We start from the raw sequence: 14999 nt of genomic DNA, 5'->3' as shown, positions 1-14999 counted from the left end.
CGTCCTCTACCGACAACTCATCGCGGACGCACGAGCCCAGCAGGCCAACCTCGTCAAAACCGGAGAAGACAGCCCCTTGACATAGAGGGGTGCCATGAGCAGCGTTCGTGACGTCCGAACCTTTCGCCTCACCCTCCCTTTGGATCTCGGTCGGTGACTGGTCAGCTCTCCTCTAGCAGTCTGATTTGATCTCGGTTCGGCAGCGGAGGAGCATGAGCCAATGCTCAGCTGCCGAGCGTTGTTGAGTGTCGTGGTGGCCACCGTCCTGCTCGTGGCTGCGTGCGATGGATCCGGGCATGTTTCGGACAGGCTGGATGCCTCGAACGTGCGGGGCAAGTCTGCGCAGCAGATTCTGAACGATGCGGTAGGTGCGCTGGGCCGAGTGGGCTCCTACCACGTCAGGGGACTTTTGGGGCTGTCCGGTGAAGAGGGAGCGACAACAGTCGACGTCCAGATCTCCCACCACGGAGGAGTCGTGGACGGCTGGGCGGACATCGACGACCGAAATACGCCGACTCGAGGAGACCATGTTCGGCTCGATGGTGACACCCTGACCACGGTGGGCGCGAAATCCGGCCAACCGCCGTCGGACCAGCTCGCCGCGCAGCAGCGCTCCCTGCTACAGGCGGTGACTCCCCGCCAGCTTGCGGCTGGGCTGCGCCAAGCGCCGCGCTCGTACCGGAAGGTTGGACTCTCGCGGATCGGCCATACGCCGGTCGTCGAACTGGAAGTGGGCGGGGGCCCCATGAGCACCGTCTGGGTGGCCCTGGATGGCAGTGCCATGCCGATCGCGCGGTCAACGGCCGGCGACTACCCCGACGATCGCCTTACCGAACGCCCATACCTCGCGCTGAGCAACTTTCGGTTCCAGTGACATGTGCCGCTGGGCAAGTGACGTAACTGCCATCTGCCCGCAGTTTGGTGAGCTGAATCTCAGGCTGTTTCGGGGAGCCGGGGGTGGCCTTGAGCGAGTTGGATGAGGGCGTGCAGGAGCGCGATGCCGTCGTTTAGGTAATGTCTCACGCTGGCGTAGGAGATCTCGGCGCGGTGTGGGCCTGGCCGACGAGTCCGTCGGCGAGCACTGCCTCGATCACCTCGTGCAACTGCACCGAGTAGCGGCGGGAGCGGATGTCTCGACGGAGTTGTCGTGTTAGCGCCCGCGTCGTCGTGACTGTAATTATCACGGGTGCGGTCACGGCGTGCGGTTCGGGGCACGACCGGTCGGCCAAGTCCAGCGGCGTGACCGGTGTGTCTCCGGTGCCAGGTGGCGCGCCTGCCTGGCACCGGATGGCGAGACTGCCGCTTCGGGGCATCGGTGGCCTGGACGATGTGTCCGCGGCCGATGCGCATGCCGTGTTCGCCGTGGGACATACCGGGACCGGACAGGCCGGTTCGCCCAGCCATCCGTATGCGGTCCGCTGGGATGGAAGCCGCTGGACGGAGATGACCGAGGGGCTGCCCTCGTCGGTTCTGCTCAAGGACGTGGCGGCGGTATCGGCCACCGATGTCTGGGCCGCCGGAGGCGACCTGGTTCATGGCGGCAACCAGATCTTTCACTGGGATGGCAGGTCCTGGCGGCCTGTTCCGTTCGGCGCGCTGCCTGGAGCCGGCCCGGCCGATGAGTTGCGGTTGACGGCTGCCCCCGGCGGGCCTGTCTGGCTGAATTACTTCCCCGGGATAGAAATTGAGCTACCAAGGCATTCCACGCTGCTGCGCTGGGACGGCCGTCGATGGCGTCGTCAGTCGCTGCCGTGCGCACGAGGCTGCGGCGTAGACCGGATGACCGTGGGGTCGGCGTCCGACGTATGGGCCACCGGCACCGACGACCGGCGGCCGCTGGCCGCGCACTGGGACGGCCGTCGGTGGCTGCGCACGGTATTGCCCTCGGCGGGCACGGTGTTGCCCTCGGCGGACACTGTGGCCGGAGCCGTCGTTGCTTCCTCTCCCGGCAACGCGTGGCTGCCGGAATATGCGTGCGCCTCCACAGAGAAGGCGCAAATGCACGATGCCACACCTGTCTTGGTCTGCACGTCCTCGCGGCTCCAGGTGGCACACTGGAACGGCCGCCGCTGGAGCGCAAGCGCGTTCCCCGCACCCCTGCCGGGCCGGCCGGTCGAACGGCACGTGTACGCGGCCGCCGACACCGCGGGACGCCTACGACTCCTCGCGCCCATCGGGGACGCCGGCTCCGGCGACCGTTACCTCTACTTCGATCGGGAACGATGGTGCGTCGGTGTGGCGCCCAAAGACAGCGAGGACGTCACCGCGATGGCGGCCGTGCCTGGAACCTCCGCCACCATCGCGGTGGGATCGATGCCACCGGATTCTTTCAAAAGCGAGCCATTCGCCATGTTCAGCGGCCCGCTGAGGTAACGACGGGAGCGGAATCACCAGGATTTGCTCACTGATCCGCGAGTCCTACAAGCAAGCAGGCCAAGCAAGGCCCTCCTCCTCTGTAAGATCCGGATGATCACGAGCAATCGCGCGCCGCTGACGTGTTCTTGCCGGTGAGCAATGCGGTCGTGCTGGCATTCGCGTGATCATGAGCACTCGAGGGCGAGGGGCGCAGGGACCGCATGGCGGGCGGCGCCAAGCAGGTCGGCGAGCAGGCCAAGGACGCCGCCAAGGAGGCGCGCCGCACCTTCGAGCGGTGAGAGACCAACGAGCAAAGGTCGCCGCCGGATGCCCGGCGGCGACCTTTCGCGTTAGCTGCTTTACGCCTCCCTGACGCGGCTGGCCTTCGTCCGCCACAGCACGAGGTACACCAGGGCCGAGATCACGAAGCCGACCTCGAACGCGATGTCACCGACGGACTTGACGTGCTTCGGCACCGGCCCGACGTACTTCTGCTGGTTGGAGAACAGCCACACCGACAGCACCACGCCGACCACCATCGCGACGGGACCGGCCCAGTTGCGGTGCCGCCGGTCGAAGAGCAGGCCGTCCACGTCCGTACCGCGTCGCAGATACTGGTCGAGCAGGAACACGGCCAGCCAGGGGCCGATCCAGTACGAGATCACCAGAAGGAACGCCTCGTACTTCTGCCCGGCGTCGTGCAGGCCGGACAGCGCGACGACGAAGCCGATCGAGCCGAACACGACGGCGACGATGGCCCGCCGCAGAGCCATCGGCAGCTTGATGCCCAGGGCGACGAAGGACATCGCCCCCGAGTAGACGTTCAGCGCGTTGGCCGCGATGCCGCCGAGCGCGATCGCCAGCAGCGTGAGGTCGGCGACGGCCGTCGGGAGGTGGCCGGTGAAGGCCGAGGTGGGCTGGCCCAGCGCGTCGCCGCCGATCGTGACGGACGCCGCCCCGACGATCTCCAGGACAATGCAGGAGACGAACACGCCGAGCCCGGCGGACAGGCCGACGGCCTTCCGGCTGCTGTCCGCGGGGAGGTAGCGCGTGTAGTCGGCCGCGTACGGGTTCCAGCCGGCGGCGTAGCCGAACGTCGCACCGACGGTCAGCAGGAAGCCGCCCAGGCCACCGCCGTGCCCGGGGGCGCCGGGATGCGACTTCGCCAGGATGATCAGGGAGGCCACGGCGAAGATCACGGCGAGCACCGGCAGGGCGTACTTCTCGAAGGCGTGCACGAGGTTGTGCCCGAAGAAGGCCAGGACCACCATGACCACGACCACGATGACCAGGCAGAGCGCCCGCGGCCAGCCGGTCAGCGTGTTCAGCGCGAGCGCGCCGCTGACGCTGTTGACCGCGAACCAGCCGATCCCCGCGACGACGGCGTTCAGCCCGGCCGGCAGGGCGTTGCCCCAGTGGCCGAAGGAGATCCGGCTCAGCACCATCTGCGGCACCCCGTGCGCCGGGCCGCGCGCGGACAGCACACCGTGGGTGACCGAGCCGAGGACCGTGCCGACGATGATCGCCAGCACCGCCTGCCAGAAGTTCAGCCCGAACGCGGCGACCGCGAGCACACCGAGGAACACGGTGGCGAACTCCAGGTTCGGCGACGTCCAGGTCCACAGCAGCTGCCGCGGTCGGCCGTGACGCTCGGCGAGCGGGATGAACTCCGCGCCGCCGGGCTCGACCGCCGCGACCTTCTCGCCGTACGTGCCCTCCCGTACGTCCAGGGAGGGCGCAGGCTCCTTGAGCACCGTCATGGGCGTGCCTTTCGATCCAGCGGGGAGCGGTCAGCCCACCGTGATGGCGTTGAGCTTGTCGAGGAGGTAGTCGGAGGCGCGCACCGGCTCGTGGATCACCCGGCCGATCGGCGGCGCGATGGACTCGATCAGGGCGCCCGGATCGCACTCGTAGAAGTAGATGAGCGAGACGAGTTCCTCGTCCGGGGCGCTCGGATCCGGTGGCAGGACCCGGTGCCGGTTCGAGCGCCAGCGGTCACCGGTCCAGCGGGCCAGCAGGTCCCCGATGTTGATGGTGAAGGAGTCCTCGACATACGGTGCGTTCACCCAGCCGCCGTCGGCGCTGTACACCTGCAGGCCGCCGACGCCGTTCTGCCGGTCGAGGATCGTGACCGTGCCGAAGTCGGTGTGCGGGCCGATGCGGAACTGCCCCGGCCCGGCCGGCCCCACCTGGGACAACGGCGGATACCGGTTGATGTTCAGCGTGTACGACGGGTGCCCCGTCCGGGCCGTGAAGAAGCCCGGTGCGAGCCCGAGCGCCGCCGCGCACAGCGTCAGCAGCTCGTCGGCGAGCGCCCGCATCCGGCCGAGGTAGTCGGTGAGCGACGGCTCGAGCTCAGGCTCCTCGGCGGGCCAGACGTTCGGCAGGAACCACTCGGCGTCGATCTCCGCGTCGCCGGTCGGTTGGTCGGCGCCGACCGCGAACGTCTCCTTCAGGTCCGGCGGGGTCGGTGTGCCCTCGGCGTAGCCGTTGGCCTCGACGCCGGGCGGCAGCCAGCCGCGCTCGCCGACCGTGACGGCGTACGGTTCCTTCAGCGCGTCGGGGAGCGCGAAGAACCGTTTGGCCGCCGCGCGGATCCGTTCGCGCAACGGCGCCGGCACTCCGTGCCCGGTGACCACCAGGAAGCCGATCTCTCGCAGGGCCGCGTCGACGCGCGCCGCGACGTCCGCCCGGGCGCCGGCGTCGCCCTCGAACCAGGCGGTGAGGTCGATGACAGGAACGACGCCACTCGTACTCATGAGCTCTCTCCGATGTCCTCGTTCCAGATGTGGGGCTGTTCTTTGATGAAGGCGGTCATGAGCTCGGCGCACTCCAGGTCGTCGAGCACGACGACCTCGACACCGTGCCCGGCCAGCCACTCGTGGTGGCCCTCGAACGTCCGCGCCTCGCCGACGACCACCCGGGAGATGCCGAACTGCAGGATCAGCCCGCTGCAGTACCAGCACGGCGACAGCGTCGTGGCCATGGTCGTGCTGCGGTACGTGAGCTGCCGGCCGGCCGCGCGGAACGCCGCGGTCTCGCCGTGGGTCGACGGGTCGTCGTCCTGGACCCGCCGGTTGCGCCCGCGCCCGAGAAGCCGCCCGTCGGCGCCGAACAGCGCGGCCCCGACCGGGACACCGCCCTCGGCGTACCCGGCGCGCGCCTCCTCCAGCGCGACGCTCAGCATCGCAGCGTCATCGACGACATCACTGGTCATGGGCCCACTATCGCCGCGCGACCCGGGAAGGGGAATGGACAAGACGTCCGTACTATGAGCTTCTGAAGTGGACGATCCGTAATGAGCTGGTGTGATGCCCCTCACGCTCCGCGAGATTCTCGCGATCGATGTGATGCACGAGGCCCGCCCCGTGGTGCTCGCGGGCGAGCGCGCGCTCGACCGGGTCGTCCGCTGGGTGCACTCGAGCGAGATCTACGAGATCGGCCCGCTGCTGACCGGTGGCGAACTGCTGCTGACCACGGGTCTCGGCCTGGCGGGCACCGACGCCGGAGCGCGGCGGCACTATCTCCGCGAGATCGCCGAACGCGACGTCGCCGGCGTCGCGCTGGAGCTCGGCCGGACGTTCCCCGAGGCGCCGGGCGAACTGGTGGCCGAGGCCCGCCGGCAGGAACTGCCGTTCATCACCCTGAATGCCGTCGTCCCCTTCAGCCGGATCGCCGAGGTCGCCAACACCCGCATCGTCGACCAGGCAGGCCACCGGCTGCGGCTGGGCGATTCCATCAGCCGCGCGCTCAACGACGTCCTGATCGCGGGCATCGGCGTCCCCGGACTCCTCGCGGCAGCCGCCGGAGTGGTGGGCGGGCCGTTGATCCTGGTCGCCGAGAACGGAGCACTGGTCGCCGCGCACGGCGTCGCCGGCGACCGCGAGGCGTGGCGGGCCGCGGAGACGCCGCTGGCCGAGGCGCCGGTCACCGTGCTGGGGACGACGTGGGGACGACTGGTCGCCGGGCCGGGCTCTCCGCTGCCCACCGAGGACCTGGCGGTGGCGCTGGAGCGCACCACGGTCGCGCTGGCGCTGGCGATGCTGCGCACCGGCGACCCGCCGCGTGAGCCCGACCGGCTGGCCGCCGCCCTCCTCACCGACCTTCTGGAGGGCACCGCCGAAGGCCAGGCCGAGTCGTCGATACGGGCGGCGCTGGCGGGCTTTCGTCCAGCGGCGGATCACCTGCTGATCGGGCTCGCCGCCGACGCGCTGGAGACCGCGGCCGCGCTGGCCGTCATCGACCGCGCCGCCCGCGTCCTGCATACGCCCGCGCTGCGCGGCCGGGTGTCGCGGCTCGTCCTGGGCGTCCTCGCCGTTCCCCGCAGCGTCGGCGACGTCGTCGGCGCGGCGCAGCAGGCGCTCGACGAGGCGCTGCGTCGGCTGAGCGCGCCGCAGGTGCGGATCGCGGTCGGGCATCCGGCGACCGAGGTCGGCGAACTCGGCGGTTCGCTGCGCGACGCCCGGGCCGCCCTGGACCTGCGGCCAGGCTCCCGGATGATCAGCGCGCGCACCATCGCCCTCGACCTGGAACTCACCCGCCACGGAAAGAGCGGTCACCTCGACCACCTGGTCCGCCACACCATCGGCCCGCTCGTGGAGTGGGACGCCTCGCACCGTACGGACCTGGTGCGCACTCTGGAGACATTCCTGCTGCACGGCTGCAGCGCCACCCGCACCGCGGCAGTGCTCCACCTGCGCCGCCAGTCCTTCTACCAGCGCTTGCAGCGCATCGAGGCACTGCTCGGCCACACGGTCACCGATCCCGACGTGCACGCCGCCCTGCTCCTGGCCACCGCCGCCCACCGCGTCAGCGGCCGCTGATCCCTTGTCGGCACGAAGCGCCCTTCGGGACGCGCGGCACGCGAGGTGGCAGGCGGAGTGTGACGCGATTTCGGCGAGTAGCTACATCACGGACCTGTCGGGCGAAACGCGGCCGTTACCTTTCGGGGCGTCGGCGGAAACAGGTGATATTTAGCGTCTGACCCCATGGATTCGGACGTGTCTATAGCAGCGGCGGCGACGCCCGAACAGATATCGGAAAACCCCCCGGACACCGTCTCTGGAACGACCTCCCGCCGATACAACCGCTGGACGCAGAACTCCACGCTCGAGGACTACTCGCTTCGCTATGCGCCGAAGTCCTTCCGCCGCTGGACCCCTTATGTCGTCGCCACCACGGCGCTCGGCGGAATCGCCTACCTGGCGGACTTCGCCATCGGCGGATCCATCGCCATCTCCAACGGCTTCACCAACGCACTCATCGCGATCCTGGCCGCCGCCGTCGTCATCTTCGCCACCGGCATCCCGATCTCCTACTACTCGGCCAAGTACTCCATCGACATGGATCTGCTGACCCGAGGGGCCGGTTTCGGATATCTGGGATCGACCCTCACCTCGGTCATCTACGCGAGTTTCACGTTCATCTTCTTCGCCCTCGAAGGCTCGATCATGGCCCAGGCACTACAACTGGGCCTGCACATTCCGCTTCCCGTGGCCTACCTCATCGCCTCGCTGGCGATCATCCCGCTGGTGATCTACGGCATGACCGCGCTGTCGAAGATGCAGGTATGGACGCAGCCCATCTGGCTGGTCCTGATGGTCGCGCCGTTCATCTCCATCGCCATCCAAGACCCCCACAAGTTCTCACGCTTCACCCACTTCGCCGGCAACTCACCCACCGGATCCGCGTTCAGCATGCTCGGCGTGGGCGCCGGAGCAGGCGTCGCGCTCTCTCTGATCGCGCAGATCGGCGAGCAGGTGGACTATCTGCGCTTCATGCCCGACAAGACCCCGGAGAACTCCCGCAAGTGGTGGGCAGCCGTGCTCAGCGCCGGCCCCGGGTGGGTGATCCTCGGCGCGTTCAAACAACTCGGCGGCGCCTTCCTGGCCTTCTACATCGCCGACAGCGTCGGCCTGGTGAAGGCGGATCAGCCGATCCAGCAGTACCTCGCCGGTTTTCGCACCTTCGCCGCACCCGTCGCGCTGGGCTTGGCCACCTTCTTCGTCGTGCTGTCCCAGATCAAGATCAATACGACCAACGCCTACTCCGGATCGCTGTCCTGGTCCAACTTCTTCTCCCGGCTGCTGCACTGGCATCCCGGCCGGGTGGTATGGATCTTCCTCAACGTCGGCGTCGCACTCGCGCTCATGGAAGGCGGGGTCTTCGGCTTCCTGAACACGGTCCTCGGCTTCTACTCCAACGTGGCCATCGCCTGGATCGGCGCGGTCGTCGCCGACCTGATGATCAACAAGCCGCTGAAGCTCAGCCCGTCCTACATCGAGTTCAAACGAGCCCACCTGTACAACTTCAACCCCGTCGGCTTCGGCTCCATGCTCGTCGCCTCGGCCGTCTCCATCCTGGCGTACTTCAACGCCTTCGGACCGTACGGCAAGGCTTTCTCCCCCTTCATCGCCCTGGGCATCGCGATGGTCCTCTCTCCGGTTCTCGCCGTGGCGACGAAGGGCCGGTACTACATCGCCCGAACCGACGACCTGCCCGAGCCGCTCTTCGTCGACGGACTGCCCTCCGCGGCCACCCTCACCTGCACCGTCTGCCAAGAGGTCTTCGAACGTCCCGACATCGCCGGGTGCCCATTCCACTCAGGGACCATCTGCTCGCTCTGCTGCAGCCTGGAGAAGAACTGCCACGACCAGTGCAAGAGCAGGAGCGCGGGACCCGTGGACGTCGCCATGCCCACCGTCAGCGCAAGAAGCGCACCGACCCAAGACGAGCAGAAGGACTGAGCGCGGCCACCGGCGATTCCCCCCACCCGCCGCAGCCCCGGCGTCCCGGTCGGTGCACACCATTCGCCGACCGGGACGCTCGCGCTCGACCTGGAACTCACCCGCCACGGCGGAAGCGGCCACCTCGACCACCTAATCCGCCCATACCATCGGCCGCTCGCGGAGTGGGACGCCACGCACCGCGCTCCTCGGGACGCCCGGCAGATGCCCGCCCGCGCTCCTCGCGCAAGTCGGCGTCCGCCGGGCCGACCGGAGGGCTCGCGTCAGGTGAGGAGGCGGCGGCCCCGTTCCAATCGCTCTCGCAGCCGTACGGTGTCGGCGGCCATGGCCGTCACCAGGACGCCGGGGCCGGCGAGCGGCAGCACGGCCAGCCCTTCGTCGGCGTACGGCTCCGCGGTGACGCCGGTGATCAGCAGGGTGCCGACGGCCCCCGCGTCGCCGAGCACGGCGCCGCTCGTGGCGTCCTCGTCGATCCGCAACTCGTGGCGGAGCAGCGGCTCCGCGCCGACCGTGACATCGAACCGGCCGACATAGCGGCCGGCGGGCTCACCGTGGCGGCCCAGCACGATCTCCTCCCGCCACACCAGTTCCGAGCCTTCGGCGAGCGTCACCTCCGCACGCGCCTGGTGGTCGCAGCCGGCCGCGGCGATCACGGGTTCGGGACTGAAGACGAGCCGCGCTCCGGCCGCGACGTCGGCCCGTACGACCAAGCGTGACGCTCCCGCGTTTCGGCGTCCCGGCAGGACGAGCGTTGCCGCCGCCGAGCGGACGTCGAGCCGCGCGCCTGGACCGACGTCGATGGTCAGCTCCAGGTCGTCGCCCCCGAGCGGCCCCGCCCCCGCACCGACCAGATAGACCGACTCGCCGGACTCGCGCAGTGCGAGCGGACCGTCAGAGCGCAGCCGCGTGATGCGGGTCCGCCCGCCGGGGCCGCGCTCGGCGCGCACGGCCGCGCGCGCCGCGAAACCGGTGCGGCCACCCGTGTTCCGCCCGGCGTCCGTGAGAGCGGTCGCGTGGCCTCCCGTGGCCAGAGTCACGCGGGTGCGTGTTCGGCGAGGGTGGAGCGGACCCAGGCGGTCACCTCCGGAACGTCCGGGCGTTCTCGCAGCGAGGTGAAGGCGATCGGCAGGCCGGCCCGCACGCGTTCGGCGTCGCGTGCCATGACGGTCAGGTCGGCGCCGACCAACGCCGCGAGGTCGGTCTTGTTGATCACCAGCAGGTCAGCGGTGGTGACCCCCGGGCCGCCCTTGCGGGGAACCTTGTCGCCGCCGGACACGTCGAGGACGAAGATCTGCCGGTCGACCAGCCCGCGGCTGAACGTCGCGGTGAGATTGTCACCACCGCTCTCCACGATCACCAGGTCGAGGGGACCGTGCCGGTCCTCCAGCGCCTCGACGGCGTCGAGGTTGGCGGAGATGTCGTCACGGATCGCCGTGTGCGGGCAGCAGCCGGTCCGGACGGCCGCGATCCGGTCGTCGTCCAGCACGCCGTTCCGGCGCAGGAAGTCGGCGTCCTCGGTCGTGTAGATGTCGTTCGTGACGACGGCCAGCGCGACCTCGTCGCGGAGCAGGCGGCACAGCGCGGCGACCAGGGCGGTCTTGCCGCTGCCGACGGGGCCTCCGATGCCGAGCCGCAGGGCACGGTGCGACTGCGGCTCGTGCGGGTCGTGGCTGTGGTCCAGTCCCACGGGGCCTCCGATCTCAGTGTCCAGTCTCAGGATTCGAACAGGCGAAGTTCGGCCTGCTGGTGAAGCTCGGCGAACACGTCCAGCGCGGGCGCGGAGGCCGCGGGCAGGTCACCGGCGCGTACGCCCTCGGCCGCCTCCGCCGCGACGGCGTCGATCCGTCCGGCGAGGCCCGCGAGCACCCGGTGCACGCCCAGGGGGTCGAGCCCGAGCAGGCGGACCGCCGCCGAGGCCGGACCGGTCACCGATCCGTACGCCGCGATCTGCGCCGCCCGTTCCGGAGCGCCGCCCGCGGCGGCGACCGCGGCGCCGAGCGCGACCGGATGGTGCGGGCTGCCGGACGCCGCGGCCAGGCTCTCCAGCACGGGACCGGGCCAGGTGGCGCGGGCGACGCGCAGCAGCGCCCGCCCCTGCGCCCGCGAGGCCCGCCGCTGCGCGGGCGACGGCGTGCGCGCGTCCGCCTCGGCGTCGAGCCGGGCCCAGCCGGCGAGGTCACTCGGCGACGTTTCCGCAGGTGGCGTGCGGGCGCCGGCTCCGGGCCGTGCGTGCGCGCAGGCGGCCGCCGCCAGGCTCGCCGTGACGAGTCCCGTGGTCGCGAGTCGGCCGCGCAGGAAGTCGGCGAGTGTGGCCAGATCGTGGACGACGCCGGTCGCGGCGGCCGTCTCGAGGCCGCCCGAGTGCGCGTGCCCGCCCGCGGGGAGCCGGGAGTCGGCGAGCAGCAGCAGCGCGGCGTCCATCAGAACAGGAAGTACCGCTGGGCCATGGGCAGTTCGGAGGCGGGCGCGGGCTCGACCTCGTCCCCGTCGATGCTCACCGTGAACGTGTCCGGGTCGACCTTGATCTCCGGCAGCGCGTCGTTCAGTGGCATGTCCGCCTTTGCCAGCCGCCGGGTGTCCTTGACCGCGACCAGGCGCCGCTTCACGTCGAGGCGTTCGGCGAGGCCGTCGTCCAGCGCGGCGGGGGCGACGAAGTGCACCGAGGTGGCCGGGGCCGCGGTGGCGCCCCACATCGGGCGGGGGAACACCGGCTGCGGCGTCGGGATGGAGGCGTTCGCGTCGCCCATCTGTCCCCAGGCGATCATGCCGCCCTTGAGCACGACGTGCGGCCGCACGCCGAAGAACGCCGGATCCCACAGCACCAGGTCGGCGAGCTTGCCCACCTCGACCGAGCCGATCTCCGCGTCGAGACCGTGCGCGATCGCCGGGCAGATCGTGTACTTGGCGACGTAACGACGGGCGCGCAGGTTGTCGTCCAGGCCGCCCCGGTGGCCCTTCATCACGTGCGCGGTCTGCCAGGTGCGGATGACGGTCTCGCCGATCCGGCCCATGGCCTGGGAGTCCGAGCCGATCATCGAAATCGCGCCGATGTCGTGCAGGACGTCCTCGGCCGCCATCGTGGTCGGGCGGATCCGCGACTCGGCGAACGCGAGGTCCTCCGGCACCGACGGATTCAGGTGATGGCAGACCATGAGCATGTCGAGGTGCTCGTCGAGCGTGTTGACCGTGTGCGGCCGGGTCGGGTTGGTCGAGGACGGCAGGACGTTCGGGTACCCGGCGACCGTGATGATGTCCGGCGCGTGCCCGCCGCCCGCGCCCTCGGTGTGGTACGCGTGGATGGACCGGCCGCCGACGGCGTTCAGCGTCGACTCGACGTAACCGGCCTCGTTGAGGGTGTCGGAGTGCAGGGCCACCTGGACGCCCGAGGCGTCGGCGACGCGCAGGCACACGTCGATCGCGGCCGGGGTCGATCCCCAGTCCTCGTGCAGTTTGAAACCGGACGCGCCGCCGCGCAGCGCCTCCCACATGCCCTCCTCGGACACCGTGTTGCCCTTGGCGAGCAGCGCCACGTTGACCGGGTAGGGATCCATCGCCTCCAGCATCCGGGCCAGGTTCCAGGCGCCGGGGGTCACCGTCGTCGCCTTGGTGCCCTCGGCCGGGCCGGTGCCGCCGCCGATGAGCGTGGTGACACCGGCGCCGAGCGCCTCGTCGACGAGTTGCGGGCAGATCAGGTGGACGTGCGAGTCGACCGCCCCCGCCGTGAGGATTCTGCCGTTGCCGGCCAGGATCTCGGTGGACGGGCCGATCACCAGGCTGGGATGGACACCGTCCATCGTGTCCGGGTTGCCGGCCTTGCCGAGCGCGACGATCCGCCCGTCGCGCACACCCACGTCGGCCTTGACCACGCCCCAGTGGTCCAGCACCACGACTCCGGTGATCACCAGGTCGGGCGCCCCGTCGGCGCGCGTCGCCATGCCCTGGCCCATGGACTCGCGGATCACCTTGCCGCCGCCGAAGACCGCCTCGTCGCCCGCCCCCACACCCCGGGACAGATCCTCGGTGACCTCGATGAACAGGTCGGTGTCGGCCAGGCGCACGCGGTCGCCGGCGGTCGGTCCGTACAGCTGGGCGTAGCGGGAGCGCGAGATGTCAGTCATGGCGCAGCCCCGGTACGACCGCGCGCCCGGCGAAGGGCACCAGCGACACCTCGCGGGCGATCCCCGGCTCGAACCGCACTGCGGTGCCCGCGGGCACGTCGAGCCGGTGGCCGCGCGCGGCCTCCCGGTCGAAGTCGAGCGCGTCGTTGGCCTGCGCGAAGTGATAGTGCGAGCCGACCTGCACCGGCCGGTCTCCGGTGTTGACGACCGTGAGCGTCGTACGTGGACGGCCCGGGTTCAGCTCCACCCGGCCCTCTCCGGCCACGATCTCGCCCGGGACGGATCCGGCGCTCATTCGAACCTCCCTCTGGCGGAACCCGCGTGGCCTCCCCGCCTCGGGCGAGGGGGCGTCACGGGATCGGCCGGTGGACGGTGACGAGCTTGGTGCCGTCGGGGAAGGTCGCCTCGACCTGTACGGAGTCGAGCATCTCCGGAATCCCCTCCATGACGTCCTCGCGGGTGAGCACGGTGCGCCCGGTCTCCATGAGCTCGGCGACGCTCCGCCCGTCGCGGGCGCCCTCCAGGACATAGGAGGCGATGACCGCGGTCGCCTCGGGATGGTTGAGCCGCAACCCGCGGGCGCGCCGGTCGCGGGCGAGGCCGGCCGCCACGTGGATCAGCAGCCGCTCCTGCTCGTGTGGGCTGATCAGCACAGGTGGACGCTACCTCTCGCTCGAGCCCGTGGGAACGGGCCGGTCATGGATGTAACAGGAACTTCACGTGAGCCGGCCGCCGCGGAGTCAGGCATCGAAGGCGTCCCAGCGGTCGCGCAGGGCCCGTTCGCCGTCGGCCGTCAGCTCACCCCAGACACGGAGCCGGCCCACGCCGCCGTCGGGGTAGATGTCGAGCCGTACGTGCGTCACCTCGGCCGGTGGGGCGGTGGAGTCGAGCCGGAAGTGGTGGCGGCCGTCCGGCTGGATCCGGGTGGGCGGCAGGAGAGGGGCCCACTCCTCCGACACCCGGGTGTCCCGGCCGGAGAGCGCCGCCCAGCCTGGGGCGTTGTACTTGAGATGGGTGGTGTCGATCTCGACCAGCCTCGGCCTGCCGGGGGCGGCCAGTTCCACCGTGACCCAGTCGTTGCCGTCGTCGCGCCGCCGCGCGGTTTCCCAGCCCTCGCCCTGGTGGCGTGGCAGGCCTGGGGCCAGGATGTTCTCCGGCGCGGAGTAGAACAGGTTCGAGCAGTCCGTGACGCGTGCGCCGTTCTCCAGCGAGGCCAGGTCCACCGTCAGGCCGGTCAGCAGCCGCGGATCCGGGACGACCTCGCCGTGCACGCGAAGCCGCGCGACACCGCCGTCCGGGAAGATGTTCAGGCGGACATGGGTGAACCGCCGCGCTGCCAGGACCGCGAACCGGTGCTCTGCGTCCCCGGTCAGCGGGCTCTGCGGCACGATCTCCACCCAGGCACGGGCGGCCAGTTCCTCGGCCGACGGATGGCCCTCCGCCGCGCAGGCCTCGACCGAGGCGTAGGCCGGGAAGTTCCCCCGGAACCAGGCGGTGTCGATGACGACCCCCCGGATCACGCCGGGCAGCCCGAGCCGGACCAGGGCCCAGTCGTGGCCGCGGTCGTCGACCTCCAGCCCGAGCGCGGACGGCCGCCGCCGGGCGGTCTCCCAGCCGTCGTAGACCTGGCCCTTCCGGCCAAAGGTCTCCGCCTGATGCCTGGCCGCCCAGGGGTTGATCAGGTTCTCCCGTTCCGCGAAGGACTCGTCGCTCGCGGCGAGGACGGAGCCGCCAAGGTTCCGGACCGCCAGATCCGGCAACGAGGTGAAATCGGCCATCG

Annotated in this window: 14 protein-coding genes; 4 read left to right on the top strand and 10 right to left on the bottom strand. The window is 70.5% G+C overall.

The annotated features are described in order from the left end of the window. The first annotated feature begins 253 nt into the window (after positions 1 to 253). On the top strand, positions 254 to 874 hold the full coding sequence (locus tag AB0I04_RS33895) for a hypothetical protein (RefSeq protein ID WP_360893860.1): 621 nt from the start codon (positions 254 to 256) through the stop codon (positions 872 to 874). A 569-nt stretch (positions 875 to 1443) separates the two neighbouring features. Next, the gene (locus AB0I04_RS33890) at positions 1444 to 2373 is read left to right on the top strand and encodes a hypothetical protein (protein ID WP_360893857.1); all 930 of its coding nucleotides are present in this window, start codon (positions 1444 to 1446) and stop codon (positions 2371 to 2373) included. A gap of 341 nt (positions 2374 to 2714) precedes the next feature. On the opposite strand, the gene AB0I04_RS33885 is transcribed toward AB0I04_RS33890, so the two are convergent. The 3 genes from AB0I04_RS33885 to AB0I04_RS33875 are packed head-to-tail and all read right to left on the bottom strand — an operon-like array spanning position 2715 to position 5572. After that, positions 2715 to 4115, bottom strand: a complete 1401-nt coding sequence (locus AB0I04_RS33885; protein ID WP_360893854.1) for a cytosine permease — start codon at positions 4113 to 4115, stop codon at positions 2715 to 2717. Positions 4116 to 4145: 30 nt separating this feature from the next. Continuing rightward, a complete protein-coding gene (locus AB0I04_RS33880) occupies positions 4146 to 5114 on the bottom strand; it encodes a 2-oxoglutarate and iron-dependent oxygenase domain-containing protein (RefSeq protein ID WP_360893851.1) in 969 nt (322 codons plus the stop codon). Further along, a complete protein-coding gene (locus AB0I04_RS33875; protein WP_360893848.1) occupies positions 5111 to 5572 on the bottom strand; it encodes a deaminase in 462 nt (153 codons plus the stop codon). The genes AB0I04_RS33880 and AB0I04_RS33875 overlap by 4 nt, the downstream gene beginning before the upstream one ends. Positions 5573 to 5666: 94 nt before the next feature. Here AB0I04_RS33875 and AB0I04_RS33870 point away from each other — a divergent pair, with 94 nt between their 5' ends. Together AB0I04_RS33870 and AB0I04_RS33865 are read left to right on the top strand one after the other, a co-directional pair. Continuing rightward, complete coding sequence (locus tag AB0I04_RS33870; protein ID WP_360893845.1) at positions 5667 to 7178, top strand: PucR family transcriptional regulator ligand-binding domain-containing protein; 1512 nt, start codon at positions 5667 to 5669, stop codon at positions 7176 to 7178. A gap of 165 nt (positions 7179 to 7343) precedes the next feature. Next, entirely contained in the window at positions 7344 to 9101 is a 1758-nt protein-coding gene (locus AB0I04_RS33865) for a hypothetical protein (RefSeq protein WP_360893842.1), read from the top strand. Positions 9102 to 9364: 263 nt separating this feature from the next. On the opposite strand, the gene AB0I04_RS33860 is transcribed toward AB0I04_RS33865, so the two are convergent. From AB0I04_RS33860 to alc, 7 genes are all read right to left on the bottom strand, one after another. Next, entirely contained in the window at positions 9365 to 10138 is a 774-nt protein-coding gene (locus AB0I04_RS33860; RefSeq protein WP_360893839.1) for an urease accessory protein UreD, read from the bottom strand. Beyond that, the gene (gene ureG, locus AB0I04_RS33855; RefSeq protein ID WP_360893836.1) at positions 10135 to 10788 is read right to left on the bottom strand and encodes an urease accessory protein UreG; all 654 of its coding nucleotides are present in this window, start codon (positions 10786 to 10788) and stop codon (positions 10135 to 10137) included. Before ureG ends, AB0I04_RS33860 begins: the two co-directional genes overlap by 4 nt. Positions 10789 to 10814: 26 nt before the next feature. Beyond that, positions 10815 to 11522, bottom strand: coding sequence for an urease accessory UreF family protein (locus AB0I04_RS33850; protein WP_360893833.1), 708 nt, complete (start codon positions 11520 to 11522; stop codon positions 10815 to 10817). Continuing rightward, positions 11522 to 13219 (bottom strand): urease subunit alpha, encoded by a 1698-nt coding sequence (locus AB0I04_RS33845; RefSeq protein WP_360893830.1) that lies wholly within the window; start codon positions 13217 to 13219, stop codon positions 11522 to 11524. The genes AB0I04_RS33850 and AB0I04_RS33845 overlap by 1 nt, the downstream gene beginning before the upstream one ends. Continuing rightward, positions 13212 to 13514 carry an urease subunit beta gene (locus AB0I04_RS33840; RefSeq protein ID WP_360893828.1) on the bottom strand — a complete coding sequence of 101 codons (303 nt, stop codon included), beginning with the start codon at positions 13512 to 13514 and terminating at the stop codon, positions 13212 to 13214. Before AB0I04_RS33840 ends, AB0I04_RS33845 begins: the two co-directional genes overlap by 8 nt. 55 nt (positions 13515 to 13569) lie before the next feature. Then, positions 13570 to 13872, bottom strand: a complete 303-nt coding sequence (locus AB0I04_RS33835; protein WP_360893825.1) for an urease subunit gamma — start codon at positions 13870 to 13872, stop codon at positions 13570 to 13572. An 87-nt stretch (positions 13873 to 13959) separates the two neighbouring features. After that, positions 13960 to 14997 (bottom strand): allantoicase, encoded by a 1038-nt coding sequence (gene alc / locus AB0I04_RS33830; RefSeq protein ID WP_360893823.1) that lies wholly within the window; start codon positions 14995 to 14997, stop codon positions 13960 to 13962. Between the last annotated feature and the right edge of the window lie 2 nt (positions 14998 to 14999).

The organism is Actinoallomurus sp. NPDC050550, assembly GCF_040655075.1.
Taxonomy (GTDB): domain Bacteria; phylum Actinomycetota; class Actinomycetes; order Streptosporangiales; family Streptosporangiaceae; genus Actinoallomurus.
The sequence above is the reverse complement of the archived record's forward strand: the minus strand, read 5'-3'. Positions and strand labels throughout refer to the sequence as shown.

Excerpts from the sequence above, each read along its gene's own strand:
- AB0I04_RS33865 (WP_360893842.1), top strand. The coding sequence starts at position 7,344 with ATGGATTCGGACGTGTCTATAGCAGCGGCGGCGACGCCCGAACAGATA.
- AB0I04_RS33850 (WP_360893833.1), bottom strand. The coding sequence starts at position 11,522 with ATGGACGCCGCGCTGCTGCTGCTCGCCGACTCCCGGCTCCCCGCGGGC.
- AB0I04_RS33885 (WP_360893854.1), bottom strand. The coding sequence starts at position 4,115 with ATGACGGTGCTCAAGGAGCCTGCGCCCTCCCTGGACGTACGGGAGGGC.
- AB0I04_RS33880 (WP_360893851.1), bottom strand. The coding sequence starts at position 5,114 with ATGAGTACGAGTGGCGTCGTTCCTGTCATCGACCTCACCGCCTGGTTC.
- AB0I04_RS33890 (WP_360893857.1), top strand. The coding sequence starts at position 1,444 with ATGACCGAGGGGCTGCCCTCGTCGGTTCTGCTCAAGGACGTGGCGGCG.
- alc (WP_360893823.1), bottom strand. The coding sequence starts at position 14,997 with ATGGCCGATTTCACCTCGTTGCCGGATCTGGCGGTCCGGAACCTTGGC.
- AB0I04_RS33840 (WP_360893828.1), bottom strand. The coding sequence starts at position 13,514 with ATGAGCGCCGGATCCGTCCCGGGCGAGATCGTGGCCGGAGAGGGCCGG.
- AB0I04_RS33845 (WP_360893830.1), bottom strand. The coding sequence starts at position 13,219 with ATGACTGACATCTCGCGCTCCCGCTACGCCCAGCTGTACGGACCGACC.
- AB0I04_RS33875 (WP_360893848.1), bottom strand. The coding sequence starts at position 5,572 with ATGACCAGTGATGTCGTCGATGACGCTGCGATGCTGAGCGTCGCGCTG.
- AB0I04_RS33870 (WP_360893845.1), top strand. The coding sequence starts at position 5,667 with ATGCCCCTCACGCTCCGCGAGATTCTCGCGATCGATGTGATGCACGAG.